The following is a 17,922-nucleotide window of genomic DNA, read 5'->3' on the forward strand; positions in this document are numbered from 1 at the left end:
TCAATCGAATTTATGCCTGTGGGGTGATAGTAAAATTCAGTGTGTCGCTGTAGCTGCCTTTATCTGTGGTGCTGGTTCGATAAAGGCGTATTCTGGGTGACCAACACATTTGCTCTTCGCCAAGAAAATTATCTGTTTTAAGCTGAATAAACTTTCGCTCTTTTGGTAATGAAAAACTATCTTGGGTATTTTCATTATTATGAAGCCTAACTTTATAGTTAATCAGGTTATGCCCCTGCTTTTCTTTTAGCTGAAAAAACCGGTTACTTGCTAATCCATTTATATTGCTGGCGCTGATCATATAGCGGTTATTTTGTACTCCCATAGCGCGGTAACCGATACAAAAACGAATTGCCGGTGTATTTCTCCCCATTAAAGCACGCAAGCCCTGAGTCTCCGTCGAATTATTGAGTAAGTGATCTAAATCGATATTTTTTAGCTGCCATGTTGTAGAAGTTAAACGAAATTTAGGTTCTACAATGAGAGACTGTGGTGCAATATTAGCTTGAGGATCAAAGGGGTTACATTGATTACCTGTAGAGTTAAAAGAAACACCTTTTGATGAAATTAGCGAATATTGCTGTTTACCTGAAATGAGTTCACCACCAACGCTGGCACCGATTCTGATATTTTTCAGCACATTTGCGTTAACAGTGAATGATATATAGTACTGTGTTCTGCTTAACTCTGGCGTCTTGCTAGTGAATTTAATTTCTTGAATGTTATTACTTGAATTATTATGGCTCAGACCATTAACATAAATATCATGAATGTCTTTAATGTTGATGTTTAAATTTTTCGTGCCATCTACATTGTAAAAATAAAGAGATAGTATGGCCTTATGTGAGCTTAATGATGTATTTTTCAGTCCTTCATCAGGAATGTTTATCAATTTCCCCCATTGTATTCGATGTCCTCCTCCAGCCAGACCAAATAGACCATCAACCAGGTTTACCTGAAAAGAAACTTTTATGCTGTTATCATCTAATAGTTGTACTGCACAGTTGGAATAGTTTTGAACATAATTGTTATAATAATGGATGTTTGCGATAGCTACAGGTTGCAGCATTAATAACAGCAGACCCATTAATAGTTGTTTATATTTAAGATTCACTTAGTGTCTCTCCATGACTGTCAGCTATTTGTTTCAAATATTAATGTCAGTTGTCCGTGATACTTTCCCGCGCTGCCCCTCCCGCTGGGAGCTAATGCTGAAATATGTAATATATAGTCAGTACTGGTCAGGTTAGTTGCACTTTTACCCACTGTAAATATTTCCGGGATAGCAGATAATTGTCGTAAATTGGTGCGATTTTCTCCCCAATATACTTGAGCAGGTGAAAATGTTATTTCCGGCATTCCTGAATTATTAGTCTGGCGAGTCAGTATTAGTGGGTTTTTAACTGAGATGCGAAATCCTGTGTGTTGACGTAACGTTATTATCACAGGAACTTCCGATTGATAAATCGCAGTATTATCTGGGCTATTATTCAAGTTTATATTAGTGTACCAGCCCCCCTGCGGTTTCTCGATTTCAATTCTGGGCAATGTGGTGACTTCTAGTTTTATATCAATATTTCCTAGTGGAACTGGAATGCCAGTTGAATTTACCTGCCACGGAATGAATAAAGATATGATCGCTATTTTTATTATGTTCATAACGCTCCTTAATTTTTAACCCGCAGAACACTGCAAACTGAATGGTTCGTCCTCAACCATTCCCTGTAGATTGCCGACGGGCAGTTGCCGATATTTTTCGGGATAGAGATTAAAATCCTCTATTTCTCCCTGCTGGGTCTTCAACTGTTGCCAATGCAAACGCGTATTTCCAGTGTTTTGTAATTCTAAATTCCCATCAATACACCGGTGTATCCATTGGTGATGTAATAGAGCGGGTAAATGCCTGATTAGCCCCATATAGCTTAGTTTTACATCCACTACGGCACCATGACCTCCGCTGACGTGTAGGTTTTTTTCAGGAATCACTGATAGCCGATAAACTTGTTCTTTATTAGGTTGTTGCAGCGCTTTAAGTAATACTCTTCCGCTCTGCTTTGGGCCAAGAGTCAGTTTGGAGGGTACGGCAAATAATGAAGGCTGCGGCTGCTCTCCAACAGAAATTAATGATTCTTGATCCGCTGGTACACCAGGGTTCTTAATCTGATACAGCTGGATCGTGATGTATTCGGTCACCGAGCCGTGATTGATGACATTGACCACCTCGTTGGTTTGTTGTATTTCCAGCACATGTGGTTGAATATCAATCGTCGAAAAAACATTTAGTGGCAGTAAGCTAACTGCAACGAAGAGTAAAGTTTTCATTGTCAGCCTGCCCGCTAAGTTGTTTGACAGATAAAGTGATGGGGGTGCCCGGGTACACATTTAGGCTGTCTGCCAGTGTAGTGTTTTCGGATGACTTTAATTGTGCAAATTTACTGTGAACACTCCCTGTCGCGCTGAGTATTAGGCCTGCAGGAATGCATTGATGTTGCCAATGGCGATTCTGGGCTGCAAGCTGAGGAACATGGTGGATAAGCACGCCATAACCAATACTTATGGTCATTGGTGCATGGATTTTACTTTTATCCCCATCGCCGACCGCTTTAATATTAACTATGGGGTCAATATATAAACGGTAAAGCGTTTCCTGCTGTGGGGATTTCAGTGGGAGTAACTTAATATCCCGTTTTTGTTTTGGCCCTAAGGTAATCTTATTTGGATTAAAAATCATTTCAGGTTGAGCAATATCGCTAATTAGCGTTTTCTTTTCTGGGCTCACCCCTGGGTTATCTACTCGTTGTAGCGAAATATTTAAATAAAGCGGCTTATTACCACTGTTATAGACTTGAATGGTGCGATGTTGATCCAAACCTTCAACTGTAGTCCGGGTAGGGATTGCTAGTAATTGCCCATAAACAGTGGTGGTGGACGCCAGCATTAACGCAATAATTGAAAGTAATTGATTATATTTCATGATTATTTCCGGCAGTATTAATTGATATTACAAAGGTAAATATGGTCACGAGGCTGACTCATATCGCAGTGATATTGGGCCGAGCCATTCTTGACGGTGATCTTTTTCAGTATGACTCCAGAATTAATAGTAAATAATCCATTCGGGTGAATGGTGTCGCCGGTTTCATTAACGACGCCACTAACCGGTTGCCCTTTAGGATCTTTCAGAAAACCGCTATAAAGCATGTCGAGGGTAATATTTGCTTTACTAACAAATACTTGCCCTGGGTGTGCGCGAGCAATATTGACCGGAAGTTGAATATTCATATCCATATCACCGCGGTCATGATGTGTACGAATAAAGAAACGGTCTTGGTAGCGCGGAACCGGTATGGCATAGAGACCTCCACCGGTTATCGGATTCCCTTCGGCGTGAAAACTATATGGCACATCCGACAAATTTGGTGTTTTTATCAGTAATGCAGCACCGCTGTAACTACTGCGCCCCAGTGCCACCCCTTGTGGGCTGACGGCGAGCATGCCGCTATAGCTGATACCCCCATTGGCTATCTTATTATCGATACCCATTCGGGCAGAAATATCACCACGGCTGCCACTGCGTTGGGCAAAAGTGCCGATACCATGAAATTTTCCGCTAGTGCTGCCATTGATGCCCAAAGCGCTGGTGCCATGATTATCGATAAACTCTTTTTGATAACTGGCGCTGGTGCTTAACTGCTGCTGGGCATAAGCACTATTAATGCTGGCGCTGCTTTGGCGGAATGACACTGTGGTATTAAGAAATATCCCGTAGTTATTTTGGCTGCGCCATTGCCCACCTTTTTGTACGCCAAGAGACAGGTTTAGGCCAAATTGTGGTCGCCGCCAGTCCCAACTGCTTTGAAGACGATGCTGTTGGTTATGGCTATATTGATTGAATTGATAACTGAGATGAGTCGGCCCGAACCGGCGGCTGTAAGATGCCGAAGTACTGCCAGCGTTTGGTGCGTAAATTGAAATATTGGGCGACTGATAACGCGCGACAGAAAAATGCCCTACGGCAGAATTTCCGCCATTTAAACGCAGAAAGCCGCCACTGCGTTTTTCCCCTGACATGAGGCTTAGGGTTGGTGTGATATTAAGATTAGATATACCCAGCGGGCGCGATATATTTCCTTCTGCTGCCCAGTTGTTGGCGTCGTCTTTAAGGAACGTGATATTGGTTTGGACGCTTTGTATTTCCATACTGCGGCCAAATTGTGCCAGATGACGAGCTGATTTTTTGCCGCTGGCTGTACCTTTGCCCATCGTCAGGAACCAACCATTAATGGACTGAGTACTTAAATTGCTGATGGTTTGGCTTTCCTGACTCACTACACGGCCAGTGTTATCCACCAGACGAATATCAACATTGTAATAGCCGCCAGGGAGTTGGTTGTAATCAATTTCATTGCGGCCAAGTTGTGCGGGAATGCGGCGGATAAGTTGGTTATCCCGATAGATTTCATAATCACCATCAACAGTGGCATATAGCACTAAACTGCCCGCTGAGGATTTATCCAGCGCTAAATAACTTTGGCTACCTAAAGTAATGAATTGGTCTAGAGCGGGGTTAATAAGGGTATGGATGCTGCCCGCACTACTATCCAGATTATTTTGTCTGCCAGCCCGCAAATAGAGTGCTTGAAAGTTCTTTTGTAGATACCAGCTATCAATGCCCGCTTGAGTTTGTTGTTGGTATGGCAATTGATTTGCAAGCTGATACGTGTTCTTTGAACGAGTCGTGCTATAAAACCACTGTACAAAACCATAAGATTGCAGAGGTAGTCCTAGATAGTCGTTCCCACGGGCAGATATGGCACGGTAGTTTTTTGCTGTCATGCGTAGGTCAAAAGATTGGTTGTGTACCAATCCCCATGTGGTAGCTGGCATCAGATAGCGATTATTATTATTGGTGATGCTGATAACCTGATTTATTTTATCTACAGTAATGCTATGACCAGATAGAATATAGTCACAGCCATTTTTGCATTGCACATAAGGAATTTTTGGTAGTATCTGTTCCAATAATAGAACTGACTGCTCATCAACATTGTTATTACGGTATAGTTGTTTATCGAAAGTCAGTTGTTGTTCAGTGTAAATTATTGGCCCAGGTAATGTATTTCCATCGAGTATACCTAATAACTCCATAGTGCCATTTTCTTCAATAGCTGAAAATCCTTCGGGGACTAAGTGTTCAATAGTTATATCTTTTGCATATATTGAGTTAAATGTTGAGAGTAGCAAGGGGAATAATGTAATTATATTAATTTTTATGGTGTTTTTCATTGGATTCCATTCCACTATTAATTATTTTTTATAGAAATAGATTTCCTCAGACGAATATATTTTACGAATTGATGGTTTCCATTAAACCATGATGTTATATATTTAGGTCAAAGGACAATGCAGCCAGGAATTTTGTCCTGACCGCATAGGTTAATTCAACTGATATATACTATGTCGGTATGTAATTAAACTTCATCTTCGATAGCTAGTTGAAGCGTCCCTGTGTAGGTTTCGCCGGATAAGGCTTCTGCGGGTTTTTTCGCTTTTATGGTTAATGCACCATTTATCTCATTGCTAGCGTCTAAGGCAAAAGTTTTCCCTGCCTCATTTAAATCTATTCGCCCTAAACGTACGACAACATCATCAAATGTTTTTATTTCGCCACTGGCATCGCCTTCCAGAACTAGCGGTGATCTGAGTTTAATATTGACTTTAGCCCCCGTATTACTTGCTATAGTTACATTCTCGGCATATTCATACATTCCATTGTTATCAGTATAGTTATATTCTAGCGAGATATTATTAAGAGCATCACCATTACTTTTTTTCATAGTGATTGCACCATTTACTTCTGCTGTAACTGATATGTCTTTATTGACCGGTTGTGCGGAAACAACGGTGCTACAGGCTAATGCTGCTACGGTCATAATAGATAATAGAGTCTTTTTCATCTTAGATACCTAGTCGTCCTTTGTATGAAATACTATTCTAAATTAATAGGGTTTATTTACTCTGGTAGTACTTGTGGATTATATAATAACGATAACGAGGGTGTTAACATGGTCGTATAAATGCTATCCACAAGGCGAGGAAACAGTAACATGTCAGATAGAGGTGGTTCAATAATGATTCAACCCAATTAAGGAAAGGAAATAACTTAAAATTAGTAACCGAATAAATATCTGGTTGATATTTTAATTTTTATTATATCTCTGGCTAATGCTTATTTTAATTATCAATAAATTTGTCTGAAATACTTATTATATTCGTTGCACGCTGTGTTGTGAAAATCTATTTTTATTTCTTTGTCATGTTTCTGTCATGTGAAGGTTATATTTCTGTCATGAAAGGGTGTCATGTTTGCTTGCGAACAAAAAATGATTCATTTCGCTCACTGTAAGAGTTAATTGAGGTGAGCTAGACAGATTTATTCAGGGGCCAGATATGTTTAACAACACTATTCGTAAAACGTCGATTTGTCTCGCGCTGACCTTGGCCTTTAGCGCCAATGCCATGGCGGTAACTGAAATTCCTTTCTGGCATTCAATGGAAGGTGAATTAGGTAAAGAGGTCGATTCACTAGCGGATCGTTTTAATCAATCTCATACTGATTATAAGATTGTGCCGGTCTATAAAGGTAACTACGAACAAAGTCTGGCGGCAGGTATTGCTGCCTTCCGCTCAGGGAAAGCCCCGGCTATTTTGCAAGTATATGAAGTGGGTACCGCGACCATGATGGCCAGTAAGGCTATCAAGCCGGTATTCCAGGTATTTAAAGATGCCAATATTAATTTTGATGAATCGGTCTTTGTGCCGACAGTGGCGGGATATTATACGGATGCCAAAACAGGCCACTTATTATCTCAGCCATTTAACAGTTCTACCCCGGTGCTGTATTACAATAAAGATGCTTTCAAGAAAGCGGGCTTAAACCCCGATCAGCCGCCTAAAACCTGGCAAGAATTGGCTGAAGATACTGCTAAATTACGGGCTGCGGGCTCAAGTTGTGGCTATGCCAGCGGCTGGCAGGGCTGGATCCAAATTGAAAACTTCAGTGCTTGGCATGGTCAGCCAATCGCTAGCAATAATAATGGTTTTGATGGCACAGAGGCGGTGTTGGAATTCAATAAACCATTGCAAGTGAAGCATATTCAATTGCTGTCTGATATGAACAAGAAAGGTGATTTCACCTATTTTGGCCGCAAAGATGAATCAACTGCCAAGTTCTATAATGGTGACTGCGCTATTACCACTGCCTCTTCTGGTTCCCTCGCCGATATTCGCCATTACGCCAAGTTTAATTATGGTGTCGGCATGATGCCTTATGATGCTGATGCTAAAAATGCACCACAAAACGCCATTATTGGTGGGGCCAGCCTGTGGGTGATGGACGGTAAAGATAAAGATACTTATAAGGGCGTGGCGGAATTCCTACAATATTTGGCCCAGCCGGAAATTGCCGCAGAATGGCACCAAAAAACCGGTTACCTGCCCATCACCACTGCCGCTTATGAGCTGACCAAGCAGCAAGGTTTCTATGAGAAAAACCCAGGTGCTGATGTGGCGACCCGCCAAATGCTGAATAAGCCGCCATTGCCTTATACCAAGGGTTTACGTCTGGGGAATATGCCACAGATTCGTACTGTGGTAGACGAAGAGCTGGAAGGGGTGTGGACGGGTAAGAAAACCCCTCAAGAAGCGCTAGATTCAGCTGTGACGCGGGGTGACGTGCTGCTACGTCGCTTCGAACAGGCCAACAAATAACGTTATTTGGCTATCTTAGGTGCCGGTTTGGCATGGCGGTTCGCGCCACCAAACTGGCAGTATCTGTCATGCCAAAGAGTTTTGTGCTTCGATAAGCGGTTAATTTTATGTCATCTTCCCGTCCCGGTTTTTCCTGTAGTTGGTTGCCTTACTTGCTGGTTTTACCCCAACTTGCCATTACGGCTGTTTTCTTTCTCTGGCCTGCTGCTGAAGCGCTGTGGTATTCGGTGCAAATGCTGGACCCCTTCGGCCTCTCCAGCAAATTTGTTGGGCTGAGTAACTTTATTCAGCTCTTTCAGGATGAATATTATTTAGCATCATTTTACACCACGTTGATTTTCAGCTCTTTGGTGGCGGGGATCGGTTTGGTTGTGTCGTTATTTCTGGCGGCGATGGTGGATTACGTTTTGCGTGGCAGTCGTCTCTATCAAACATTAATGATTTTACCTTATGCCGTGGCTCCTGCGGTGGCGGCGGTGTTATGGATATTCTTATTCAGCCCGGGGCTGGGGTTAATAACCCATTTTCTTGCCACCCTGGGTTACAACTGGAACCACGCCCAGAACAGCGGGCAGGCGATGTTTCTGGTGGTGTTGGCTTCGGTATGGAAGCAAATCAGTTATAACTTCTTATTTTTCTTCGCTGCACTGCAATCCATCCCACGTTCCTTGGTGGAGGCCGCCGCTATTGATGGTGCCGGGCCGGTCCGCCGCTTCTTCAATTTGGCTTTGCCACTGATTTCGCCAGTGAGTTTCTTCCTGCTGGTGGTGAATTTGGTTTATGCCTTTTTCGATACTTTCCCAGTCATTGATGCAGCGACAGGGGGGGGCCCGATGCAGTCCACGACCACGCTGATTTATAAAATTTACCGTGAAGGTTTTGCCGGGCTGGATTTATCCAGTTCCGCGGCCCAGTCGGTGGTGTTGATGTTGCTGGTGATTGGCTTGACGGTTATCCAGTTCCGCTTTGTTGAGCGTAAGGTTCGTTACCAATGATTGAGAATCGTCGAGGGCTGGATATTTTTTGCCATGTGATGCTGATTATCGGCGTGCTGCTGATTCTGTTTCCGCTGTATGTGGCTTTTGTTGCGGCGTCACTGGATGACACCCAGGTTTTTCAAGTGCCGATGACCTTAATCCCGGGCTCTCATTTATGGCACAACATCAGCCAAATCTGGCACGCCGGAGTGGGCAATAACAGCGCACCTTTCGGGCTGATGCTGTTTAACAGTTTTGTGATGGCACTGGCGATCACCGTCGGCAAAATCACGGTTTCGATGTTGTCGGCCTATGCCATTGTTTACTTCCGCTTCCCGCTGAGGAATCTGTTTTTCTGGTTGATTTTCCTTACGTTGATGTTGCCAGTAGAAGTCAGAATTTTCCCTACTATTCAGGTGATTGCGAACCTTAATATGCTAGATAGCTATACCGGCTTGACCCTGCCGCTGATGGCGTCAGCTACCGCGACTTTCTTATTCCGCCAGTTCTTTATGACTCTGCCGGATGAGTTATTAGAAGCCGCGCGTATTGATGGTGCCGGTGCCATGCGTTTTTTCTGGGATATCGTCTTGCCGCTCTCAAAAACCAATTTGGCCGCCCTGTTTGTTATCACGTTTATCTATGGCTGGAACCAATATCTCTGGCCAATCCTGATAACCAGTGATGCATCTATGGGAACGGCGGTGGCGGGAATAAGAAGCATGATTTCTAGCTCTGGCGCACCAACTCAATGGAATCAGGTGATGGCGGCGATGATCCTAACGTTAATTCCACCGGTTGCGGTGGTTCTTTTGATGCAGCGGTGGTTTGTCCGCGGCCTGGTAGACAGTGAGAAGTAATCTTATATGGCATGTTTAAAGCTTCAGGCAGTAACCAAATCCTATGACGGCATTACGCCGGTGATTAAACAGATTGATTTAGATGTTGCCGACGGTGAATTCATCGTGATGGTGGGCCCGTCCGGTTGTGGTAAATCAACACTGCTGCGTATGGTTGCGGGGTTAGAGCGCACCTCCAGTGGGGATATTTATATTGATAATCAGCGGGTAACTGATTTAGAACCCAAAGACCGTGGCATTGCGATGGTTTTTCAAAATTATGCGCTCTATCCCCATATGAGTGTGTTTGACAACATGGCTTATGGTCTGAAAATTCGTGGTTTTGGCAAAGAACACATCCGCCAGCGTGTTGATGAAGCAGCCCGAATTTTGGAGCTGCAACCGCTGCTCAAACGTAAGCCGCGCGAGTTATCTGGCGGCCAGCGCCAGCGGGTGGCTATGGGCCGAGCCATTGTACGCGAACCCGCAGTATTCCTGTTTGATGAGCCACTTTCCAATCTGGATGCCAAACTTCGGGTGCAAATGCGCCTTGAATTGCAACAACTGCATCGGCGGCTGAAAACCACCAGTTTATATGTGACTCATGATCAAGTTGAGGCCATGACCCTCGCCCAGCGGGTGATTGTGATGAATAAAGGTGTGGCGGAGCAAATTGGCACGCCAAGTGAAGTTTACCAAAGGCCGGCTACGGTATTTGTCGCCAGTTTTATTGGCTCACCGGCGATGAATTTGTTCGCCGGTACTCTGAGCTCGGATGGGCGCACCTTTATTTTATCTGACGGTATGGTACTGGCGTTGGAGGTTCCTCGACCACAATGGGCCTCGCGGCGCTTGACCCTGGGTATCCGCCCGGAGCATATTCAGCAAACAACTTCAGCGCTGGGGGTGCCAATGACGTTATTAACCCTGGAGTTATTAGGGGCGGATAATCTGGCTCATGGGCAGTGGGGCGGGCAGAGTGTTATTGTCCGGTTATCTCATGAAGAAATGCCGGTGGCGGGAACTGAGCTGCATCTATCATTGCCATCAGCGGCGCTGCACTTTTTTGATTCAGAAAGCGGATTACGGATGGAATCATGAGTAAAAACTGGCCTTATCCGGCAATTGTTGCCCATCGTGGTGGCGGTTCACTCGCACCGGAAAATACATTGGCGGCTATTGATGTTGGCGCACATCACGGGCATAAAATGATTGAGTTTGACGCCAAGTTATCGCAAGACGGCCAGATATTTCTCCTCCATGACGACACACTGGAGCGCACCAGTAATGGCTGGGGTGTGGCGGGTGATTTGCCCTGGGAAAAACTGATTCAGCTTGATGCTGGCGATTGGTACAGCACCGCTTTTCGTCATGAGCGCTTACCCCTGCTTTCAGAGGTTGCAGCTCGTTGTGCCCAGTATGGCATCGCTGCGAATATTGAAATTAAGCCGACCACGGGGACTGAAATTCCTACTGGACGGGCTGTTGCGCTGGCGGCCCGCACCTTGTGGCAAGACCAGGCGATACCGCCGTTATTGTCGTCTTTTTCATTTGAGGCGCTGGCCGCCGCACAACAGGCGGCACCTGAGCTACCGCGCGGCCTGTTACTGGATAAATGGGATGAAAATTGGCAGGTGATGACGCGTCAGCTGGCTTGTGTCTCTTTGCATATTAATCACAAGCAACTGACGGCAGGGCGGGTAGCATTACTCAAAGCCGCTGGATTGCGTATTTTGGTTTATACCGTGAATCAACCTGACAGAGCGCGGGAATTGTTAAATTGGGGCGTTGACTGTATCTGCACTGACCGTATAGATTTAATTGGTGCAGATTTCCATCTTCGTACTTGAAGTCACCGAGGTGTTAGTCTGATTCACTTACCCGAATCATATTCTTGAGTATGTTTATCGGGATTCGTTCATTTGCTGCCTACCTGTAACTCCAATGACTTTGGTATAAATAAAACGGAACACAGCACCGGTCAGCCATTGTTACCTTTACGGGCTGACCTGGCCCAGTTTGACAGGATGTTAACCATGCCCGTCTTTATTCTTTCGCTCTGGCACCAGATTGTGTTGTCGTCACCGCTCTTTATTTTGCTCGCGCTGGGGTACTGTCTGGTGCGATTTGGTCAATGGCCATCCACCATCACCGACGGCCTAACCCGCTTTGTTTTCTCCCTGGCTTTACCCGCCATGCTGTTCCGTATGATGTGTGATTTCTCCGAGCGCCCGGCGGTTGATGCTCGTCTGCTCATTGCCTTTTTTGGTAGCTGCCTGGTGGTATTTGTTATCGGGCGCATTGTTGCTAGTCGAGTTTTTCATCTGGATGGCGTGTCTGGCTCGGTATTTGCCCTTGGTGGCATTTTCTCCAATAACGTGATGCTGGGGCTGCCGATTGCTACGCTCATGCTGGGGGAGAAATCTATCCCGGCAGTGGCATTGGTGCTGGTATTTAATGGCCTGATTTTATGGACATTAGTGACGGTTTCGGTGGAGTGGGCGCGCAATGGCTCACCCACCTTGGCAGGGTTTGCAAAAACGGCGCGCAGTGTGCTGACCAACCCGCTGATTATTGGGATTATCTCGGGTACTTTATTCAGTTTAACGGGTTGGCAATTGCCGCAATTTATCGACCAGCCGGTCACCATGCTAGGGCAAGTCGCCCCGCCGTTATCTTTAATCGTGCTGGGAATGGGGTTGGCAGAATACCGAGTGACCGAGGGGTGGAAAATCAGCAGCGCCATGTGCTGCATGAAATTAATTGTACAGCCGATGGTGATATGGGCGCTGGCATGGGCCATGAATCTCCCGGCATTGGAAACCCAGGTGGTAGTATTGCTCGGCTCAATGGCAACTGGGGTGAATGTTTATCTGATGTCGCGCCAATTTAAAGCGCTGACCGGCCCCGCCGCCGCTAGTTTGGTGATGTCCACGGTGCTGGCAGCAGTAACAACCCCACTGATCCTGACGATTATTGGCGTGGGGATATAACTTCAGTCATACCAAATCGGCATGAATGAATTGGTTTGGGTGGTTTACATCCAGATGTAAACCAACTTCGCGTAAAAATTGTTCCCCGCTTGCGCTACAATTGCACTTTATCACCTCATAGAGCCAACTTATCGTGTTGTTACTGGTCATTACCACCCTCTTATGGGCATTTTCTTTTAGCCTGATTGGCGAATATCTGGCCGGCCAGGTGGATAGCTGGTTCTCTGTGCTCATGCGTGTTGGATTAGCCGCGCTGGTCTTTTTGCCTTTCTTGCGTTGGCGCAATATCAACTGGCGAGTCATTCTGCTGTATATGACTGTGGGTGCAATTCAGCTAGGTATCATGTACTTATTCAGCTTCCGCGCCTATTTGTATCTTAGCGTGCCGGAGTTTTTGCTATTCACGGTGATGACCCCGCTGTATGTCACTTTAATCTATGATTTGTTGCGCGGTCAGCGGCTGCGTTGGGGTTATGCGCTAAGCGCATTGCTGGCGGTGGTGGGGGCGGCGATTATTCGCTATGACCACCTGAGTGAACACTTTTGGTGGGGTTTGCTGCTGGTACAGGCAGCGAATATCTGTTTTGCCATTGGGCAAGTGGGCTACAAACGTCTGATGGAAGTCCACCCCATCCCGCAGCATGTGGCATTTTCATGGTTTTATATCGGCGCTTTGCTGGTGGCCGTCGTGGCGTGGTTTGCCTTCGGTAACCCACAAAAATTGCCCACAACCTCTTTGCAGTGGGGCGTGTTGGTTTGGCTGGGCGTCGGGGCATCGGCCTTGGGTTACTTCATGTGGAATTATGGTGCGACACAAGTCGATGCGGGCACCTTGGGTATCATGAATAACGTGCATGTCCCCGCCGGGTTACTGGTGAATCTGGCCATTTGGCAAGAGACACCCCATTGGCCCAGCTTTATCATCGGGGCAATGGTGATAATGGCGTCGCTATGGGTACACCGGCGTTGGGTCGCTCCGCATTCTTTACAAACGGCAGGTGATCGCACGCGTGCTGCCGGGCCGAACGAATAAATGCCTCCGTGACCGGTTGGCGCTGCTCTCCATCACGGACAGCCGCGTATAACCGGCTCCATAAACCCTTCCCTAAGGTTTTCGTCACCACCAATCCTTGGCGCTCGACGCTCTCCACCACCCAGTGTGGCAGGGCGGCGATCCCCATACGCGCGGATACCATTTGAATCAGCAGTAAGGTGTTATCGACATTTTTCAGTGAGGGGGTAATTCCTGCTGGCTGCAAGAAATGCCGCCAGATATCTAATCTTTGGCGCTGCACCGGGTAAATCATTAATACTTCTGGTGCCAAATCCTCTGGCTCAATACGGGCTTTATTGGCTAATGGATGGTCTGGAGCCAGCACCAAGCGCACCTCAAAATCAAACATCGGCGAATAGTGCAGACCACTGCGCGGCAAAATGTCCGAGGTCAGCACCAAATCCAGTTCCCCCTGCTGCAATGCGGGTTGCGGATCAAAAGTCACACCTGATTGAAAGTCCATTGCCACTTGCGGCCAGCTTTTATGGAAGCTGTCCAGCGCGGGTGTCAGCCATTGGATACAGCTATGACATTCAATGGCGATACGCAGAGTGGTTTGGTGTGGTTCATTGCAGGTTTGTAGCGCTTGCTTGATTTGCGGCAGCACTTGTTCTGCCAATTGCAACAGGATCTCGCCTTGTGTCGTGAAACGTAGTGGCTGACTTTTCCGCACAAACAAACGAAAACCCAGCCGCTGCTCCAGATCACTGAATTGATGGGATAAGGCCGATTGAGTCTGATGAAGTTGTGTCGCAGCCCCGGCAAGTGAGCCGGTATTACGCAAAGCTTGCAGGGTGCGTAAGTGTTTCAGTTCGATCATGAGAGTCCTTCACAGTGACAGTGAACAAATTGCGCTTGTGGAATATACAGTACCTGCGGATTATAGATGTGTAAACATCTGGATGGCTAAATGGGGAATAAGACGATGACAATTTTAAATCACACACTGGGTTTTCCGCGTGTAGGTCTGAAACGTGAACTGAAAAAAGCACAAGAAAGTTACTGGGCAGGCAACTCCACGCAAGAAGAATTGCTCAATGTGGGTCGTGAATTGCGCGCCCGCCATTGGCAACAGCAACAACAGGCGGGCGTTGATTTAGTCCCTGTAGGTGACTTCGCCTGGTATGACCATGTATTGACGACCAGTTTGTTGCTGGGGAATGTCCCTGAGCGCCATCAGAATGCGGATGGTTCGATTGATTTGGATACTTTGTTCCGCATTGGCCGTGGCCGTGCCCCAACCGGTAAACCGGCGGCAGCGGCAGAAATGACCAAATGGTTTAATACTAACTATCACTACATGGTGCCGGAATTCCAGCAAGGCCAACAGTTCAAACTGGGCTGGACTCAGCTGCTAGAAGAAGTGGATGAAGCACTGGCATTAGGCCATAAAATCAAGCCGGTACTGCTCGGCCCGGTCACCTATCTGTGGCTGGGCAAAGTTAAAGGCGAGCAATTTGACCGCCTGTCATTGCTGAAAGACATCCTGCCAGTTTATCAGCAAGTGCTCGCTGAACTGGCGCAGCGCGGTATTGAGTGGGTACAGATAGATGAGCCGGCGCTGGTGTTGGAGCTACCACCAGAGTGGCTGGCGGCTTTCCAACCGGCTTATCAAGCACTGCAAGGCCAGGTCAAGTTACTCCTGACCACCTATTTTGACAGTATTGGCCATAATCTTGACACTATCCGTGCTCTGCCGGTGCAAGGCCTGCATGTTGATGTGGTTGCAGGTCAGGATGATATTGATTCCCTGAATGCACAGTTACCAAAAGAGTGGCTGTTATCACTGGGGGTTATCAATGGTCGTAACGTATGGCGTGCGGATCTGAGCCGCTGGTTCGAACGCTTACAACCGCTAGTGAATAGCCGCCCACTATGGATAGGCAGTTCTTGTTCCTTATTGCACAGCCCGATTGATTTGAGTGAAGAAACTCGTCTTGATGCAGAAGTGAAAAGCTGGTTTGCCTTTGCTCTGCAAAAATGTGCTGAACTTGCATTATTGACTCAAGCATTGAATGCACCCACTGAAGCTAAACTGGCGGAATTAGCGGCTTACAGCGCGCCAATCCGTGCTCGTCAAGCTTCCAGCCGTGTCCATAATGCCCAAGTAGAACAGCGCCTTGCGGCTATTACTGCGCAAGATATTGAGCGCCAACTGCCTTATGAAGCGCGGGCGGAGACTCAGCGGAAACGTTTTAATTTACCTTCCTGGCCGACCACGACTATCGGCTCATTCCCACAAACGACCGAGATCCGCGGCCTGCGTCTGGACTTCAAACAAGGTCGGCTGGACGGTAAAAACTACCGCACCGGAATCAGCGAGCACATCAAGCAAGCCATTGCGGAACAGGAGCGTTTGGGGTTGGACGTTCTGGTGCATGGTGAAGCTGAACGCAATGATATGGTTGAATATTTCGGCGAGCATCTGGACGGCTTTGTCTTTACGCAAAATGGTTGGGTACAAAGTTATGGTTCGCGTTGTGTTAAGCCGCCGGTGATTATTGGTGATATCAGCCGCCCTGAAGCTATTACAGTTGAATGGGCTAAATATGCGCAATCCCTGACGGATAAGCCGGTGAAAGGCATGTTAACCGGGCCGGTTACTATTCTATGCTGGTCATTCCCGCGCGAAGATGTCAGCCGTGAAACCATTGCCAAGCAAATTGCATTGGCATTGCGTGATGAAGTGGAAGATTTGGAGAAAGCCGGGATTGGCATCATTCAGATTGATGAGCCTGCACTGCGTGAAGGTTTACCACTGCGCCGCGCTGACTGGCAAGCTTATCTGCAATGGGCAGTTGATGCCTTTAAATTGAATGCGGCAGTGGCGCAAAATGACACCCAGATCCACACCCATATGTGTTATTGCGAGTTCAATGACATTATGGATTCCATTGCTGCGCTGGATGCTGATGTGATTACCATCGAAACTTCCCGCTCAGATATGGAACTGTTGGAGTCATTTGAAGATTTCGCCTATCCGAATGAAATTGGCCCCGGTGTTTATGATATTCACTCGCCAAATGTGCCAAGTGTGGAATGGATTGAAGCGTTATTGCGTAAGGCCGCGCAACGCATTCCGGCACAACGTTTATGGGTTAATCCCGACTGCGGTTTGAAAACACGTGGCTGGCCGGAAACCCGTCAGGCACTGGCAAATATGGTACTGGCCGCGCAACGTCTGCGTGAAGAACAGGTTTAATTAATTAGTTTTTTACTCTGTGTGAGGCTTTGGGCGCATTTCTTGCGCCCTTTTTTATGGCGGCTATTTATCTGCATCAGGTATGGGATGAGCCGCCACTCCGTGCTGAGCGAACCAATCAAGCATGCGCTGCCAGCCATCCTGTGCAGATTCTGCATGATAGCTTGGGCGATAATCCGCATTAAAGGCATGCCCCGCCTCGGGATAAACAATGATTTCTGCATCGGCATTGGCGGCGCGTAGTGCCTGGCGCATGGTGTCGATATGTTCTGGTGTAATACTGCCGTCTTTTCCTCCATATAATCCTAAAACCGGCGCATCGAGATTGACGGCAACATCAACTGGATATTTCGGGAGCAGCAAGGTTTTTTCCCCAACAAGCTTGCCATACCAAGCGACGGCGGTTTTTAACTGTGGGTTATGGGCTGCATACAACCAGGCAATTCGCCCTCCCCAACAGAATCCGGTGATGGCCAATTTACGGGTATCGCCATCATGGCGGGATGCCCAATGTGCCACATGATCAAGGTCAGCCATGACCTGATGGTCGGGGACTTTACTCACCAGATTTTTATATAACGCATTGATATCATCATATTCTTTGGCATCCCCTTGACGAAAAAACAGCTCAGGGGCGATGGCCAGATAGCCCTGTTTTGCCAATCTGCGGCAGATATCCCGGATGTGTTCATGCACGCCAAAGATTTCTTGCACCACAATGACCACTGGGTAAGGGCCGGTATGTTGGGCGGGTTTAGCAATATATGCTGGTAATTCATCACCTTGTGATGGGATAGAGGTTTCTGTGCAGTGAATACCTTGTTGATCGGTATGGCGGGTCGTCGAGGCCAGAGGGTTTACCGCCGGGGAAAAACCACTGGCGGCTGACCTGCTGAGAGTCATAAGTTGATCAGTTTTCACTGTGGTCTCCTTGCTAAATGAGGAAAATATTACGTGATGAAATCCCGTTGGGCTGAGTTATCCGTTGCCCCTATATTTGCTGTTGTCGATTTTAACTATAGGTAATCTTTGAGATTAATGAGATCAGGTTTTGCAGTAATTGAGGGAGTTATCGCTAAATGAGGCT

At 46.7% G+C, this 17,922-nt stretch carries 16 protein-coding genes; 8 read left to right on the forward strand and 8 right to left on the reverse strand.

What is annotated here, in order from left to right; translation table 11 throughout:
• Nucleotides 1–10: 10 nt before the first annotated feature.
• From YROHD0001_RS10690 to YROHD0001_RS10670, 6 genes are all read right to left on the reverse strand, one after another.
• The gene (locus tag YROHD0001_RS10690; RefSeq protein ID WP_004714302.1) at nucleotides 11–1,114 is read right to left on the reverse strand and encodes a hypothetical protein; all 1,104 of its coding nucleotides are present in this window, start codon (nucleotides 1,112–1,114) and stop codon (nucleotides 11–13) included.
• Between the two features lie 20 nt (nucleotides 1,115–1,134).
• A complete protein-coding gene (locus tag YROHD0001_RS0117725) occupies nucleotides 1,135–1,659 on the reverse strand; it encodes a hypothetical protein (RefSeq protein ID WP_032816635.1) in 525 nt (174 codons plus the stop codon).
• 15 nt (nucleotides 1,660–1,674) lie between these two features.
• Nucleotides 1,675–2,322, reverse strand: a complete 648-nt coding sequence (locus YROHD0001_RS10685) for a hypothetical protein (protein WP_032816637.1) — start codon at nucleotides 2,320–2,322, stop codon at nucleotides 1,675–1,677.
• Nucleotides 2,294–2,974, reverse strand: a complete 681-nt coding sequence (locus tag YROHD0001_RS10680) for a fimbrial biogenesis chaperone (RefSeq protein WP_004714305.1) — start codon at nucleotides 2,972–2,974, stop codon at nucleotides 2,294–2,296. Before YROHD0001_RS10680 ends, YROHD0001_RS10685 begins: the two co-directional genes overlap by 29 nt.
• Nucleotides 2,975–2,991: 17 nt before the next feature.
• Entirely contained in the window at nucleotides 2,992–5,286 is a 2,295-nt protein-coding gene (locus YROHD0001_RS10675; protein WP_081452046.1) for a TcfC E-set like domain-containing protein, read from the reverse strand.
• Nucleotides 5,287–5,471: 185 nt separating this feature from the next.
• Nucleotides 5,472–5,957 carry a CS1 type fimbrial major subunit gene (locus YROHD0001_RS10670; protein WP_032816639.1) on the reverse strand — a complete coding sequence of 162 codons (486 nt, stop codon included), beginning with the start codon at nucleotides 5,955–5,957 and terminating at the stop codon, nucleotides 5,472–5,474.
• Nucleotides 5,958–6,450: 493 nt separating this feature from the next.
• On the opposite strand from YROHD0001_RS10670, the gene ugpB reads away from it, so the two are divergent.
• The 7 genes from ugpB (at nucleotide 6,451) to YROHD0001_RS10635 (ending at nucleotide 13,612) form a co-directional block, all read left to right on the forward strand.
• A complete protein-coding gene (gene ugpB / locus YROHD0001_RS10665) occupies nucleotides 6,451–7,770 on the forward strand; it encodes a sn-glycerol-3-phosphate ABC transporter substrate-binding protein UgpB (protein WP_004714308.1) in 1,320 nt (439 codons plus the stop codon).
• A 107-nt stretch (nucleotides 7,771–7,877) separates the two neighbouring features.
• The gene (gene ugpA, locus YROHD0001_RS10660; protein WP_004714309.1) at nucleotides 7,878–8,765 is read left to right on the forward strand and encodes a sn-glycerol-3-phosphate ABC transporter permease UgpA; all 888 of its coding nucleotides are present in this window, start codon (nucleotides 7,878–7,880) and stop codon (nucleotides 8,763–8,765) included.
• On the forward strand, nucleotides 8,762–9,607 hold the full coding sequence (ugpE, locus tag YROHD0001_RS10655) for a sn-glycerol-3-phosphate ABC transporter permease UgpE (RefSeq protein ID WP_032816640.1): 846 nt from the start codon (nucleotides 8,762–8,764) through the stop codon (nucleotides 9,605–9,607). Before ugpA ends, ugpE begins: the two co-directional genes overlap by 4 nt.
• A gap of 6 nt (nucleotides 9,608–9,613) precedes the next feature.
• Nucleotides 9,614–10,687 (forward strand): sn-glycerol-3-phosphate import ATP-binding protein UgpC, encoded by a 1,074-nt coding sequence (locus YROHD0001_RS10650; protein ID WP_004714311.1) that lies wholly within the window; start codon nucleotides 9,614–9,616, stop codon nucleotides 10,685–10,687.
• On the forward strand, nucleotides 10,684–11,436 hold the full coding sequence (ugpQ, locus tag YROHD0001_RS10645) for a glycerophosphodiester phosphodiesterase (RefSeq protein WP_032816642.1): 753 nt from the start codon (nucleotides 10,684–10,686) through the stop codon (nucleotides 11,434–11,436). The genes YROHD0001_RS10650 and ugpQ overlap by 4 nt, the downstream gene beginning before the upstream one ends.
• Before the next feature lie 186 nt (nucleotides 11,437–11,622).
• On the forward strand, nucleotides 11,623–12,579 hold the full coding sequence (locus tag YROHD0001_RS10640; protein ID WP_032816660.1) for an AEC family transporter: 957 nt from the start codon (nucleotides 11,623–11,625) through the stop codon (nucleotides 12,577–12,579).
• Nucleotides 12,580–12,712: 133 nt separating this feature from the next.
• Nucleotides 12,713–13,612, forward strand: coding sequence for a carboxylate/amino acid/amine transporter (locus tag YROHD0001_RS10635; RefSeq protein ID WP_004714315.1), 900 nt, complete (start codon nucleotides 12,713–12,715; stop codon nucleotides 13,610–13,612).
• Here YROHD0001_RS10635 and metR read toward each other — a convergent pair.
• Entirely contained in the window at nucleotides 13,500–14,453 is a 954-nt protein-coding gene (gene metR / locus YROHD0001_RS0117730; protein WP_032816643.1) for an HTH-type transcriptional regulator MetR, read from the reverse strand. The two genes, YROHD0001_RS10635 and metR, sit on opposite strands and share 113 nt — an antisense overlap.
• Before the next feature lie 105 nt (nucleotides 14,454–14,558).
• Between metR and metE the strand changes: the two genes are divergently transcribed.
• A complete protein-coding gene (metE, locus tag YROHD0001_RS10630; protein ID WP_072087016.1) occupies nucleotides 14,559–16,835 on the forward strand; it encodes a 5-methyltetrahydropteroyltriglutamate--homocysteine S-methyltransferase in 2,277 nt (758 codons plus the stop codon).
• A 63-nt stretch (nucleotides 16,836–16,898) separates the two neighbouring features.
• Here the strand turns inward: metE and YROHD0001_RS10625 are convergent, their stop codons facing one another.
• Nucleotides 16,899–17,756 (reverse strand): dienelactone hydrolase family protein, encoded by an 858-nt coding sequence (locus YROHD0001_RS10625; protein WP_004714317.1) that lies wholly within the window; start codon nucleotides 17,754–17,756, stop codon nucleotides 16,899–16,901.
• Between the last annotated feature and the right edge of the window lie 166 nt (nucleotides 17,757–17,922).

The sequence above is a fragment of the Yersinia rohdei ATCC 43380 genome (genome assembly GCF_000173775.1).
GTDB classification, from domain to species: Bacteria; Pseudomonadota; Gammaproteobacteria; order Enterobacterales; family Enterobacteriaceae; genus Yersinia; species Yersinia rohdei.

Coding starts and splice junctions, on each gene's coding strand:
- ugpB (WP_004714308.1), top strand. CDS start 6,451: ATGTTTAACAACACTATTCGTAAAACGTCGATTTGTCTCGCGCTGACC.
- ugpE (WP_032816640.1), top strand. CDS start 8,762: ATGATTGAGAATCGTCGAGGGCTGGATATTTTTTGCCATGTGATGCTG.
- YROHD0001_RS10670 (WP_032816639.1), bottom strand. CDS start 5,957: ATGAAAAAGACTCTATTATCTATTATGACCGTAGCAGCATTAGCCTGT.
- YROHD0001_RS10640 (WP_032816660.1), top strand. CDS start 11,623: ATGCCCGTCTTTATTCTTTCGCTCTGGCACCAGATTGTGTTGTCGTCA.
- YROHD0001_RS0117725 (WP_032816635.1), bottom strand. CDS start 1,659: ATGAACATAATAAAAATAGCGATCATATCTTTATTCATTCCGTGGCAG.
- YROHD0001_RS10680 (WP_004714305.1), bottom strand. CDS start 2,974: ATGAAATATAATCAATTACTTTCAATTATTGCGTTAATGCTGGCGTCC.
- YROHD0001_RS10650 (WP_004714311.1), top strand. CDS start 9,614: ATGGCATGTTTAAAGCTTCAGGCAGTAACCAAATCCTATGACGGCATT.
- ugpA (WP_004714309.1), top strand. CDS start 7,878: ATGTCATCTTCCCGTCCCGGTTTTTCCTGTAGTTGGTTGCCTTACTTG.
- YROHD0001_RS10675 (WP_081452046.1), bottom strand. CDS start 5,286: ATGAAAAACACCATAAAAATTAATATAATTACATTATTCCCCTTGCTA.
- YROHD0001_RS10685 (WP_032816637.1), bottom strand. CDS start 2,322: ATGAAAACTTTACTCTTCGTTGCAGTTAGCTTACTGCCACTAAATGTT.
- metE (WP_072087016.1), top strand. CDS start 14,559: ATGACAATTTTAAATCACACACTGGGTTTTCCGCGTGTAGGTCTGAAA.
- ugpQ (WP_032816642.1), top strand. CDS start 10,684: ATGAGTAAAAACTGGCCTTATCCGGCAATTGTTGCCCATCGTGGTGGC.
- metR (WP_032816643.1), bottom strand. CDS start 14,453: ATGATCGAACTGAAACACTTACGCACCCTGCAAGCTTTGCGTAATACC.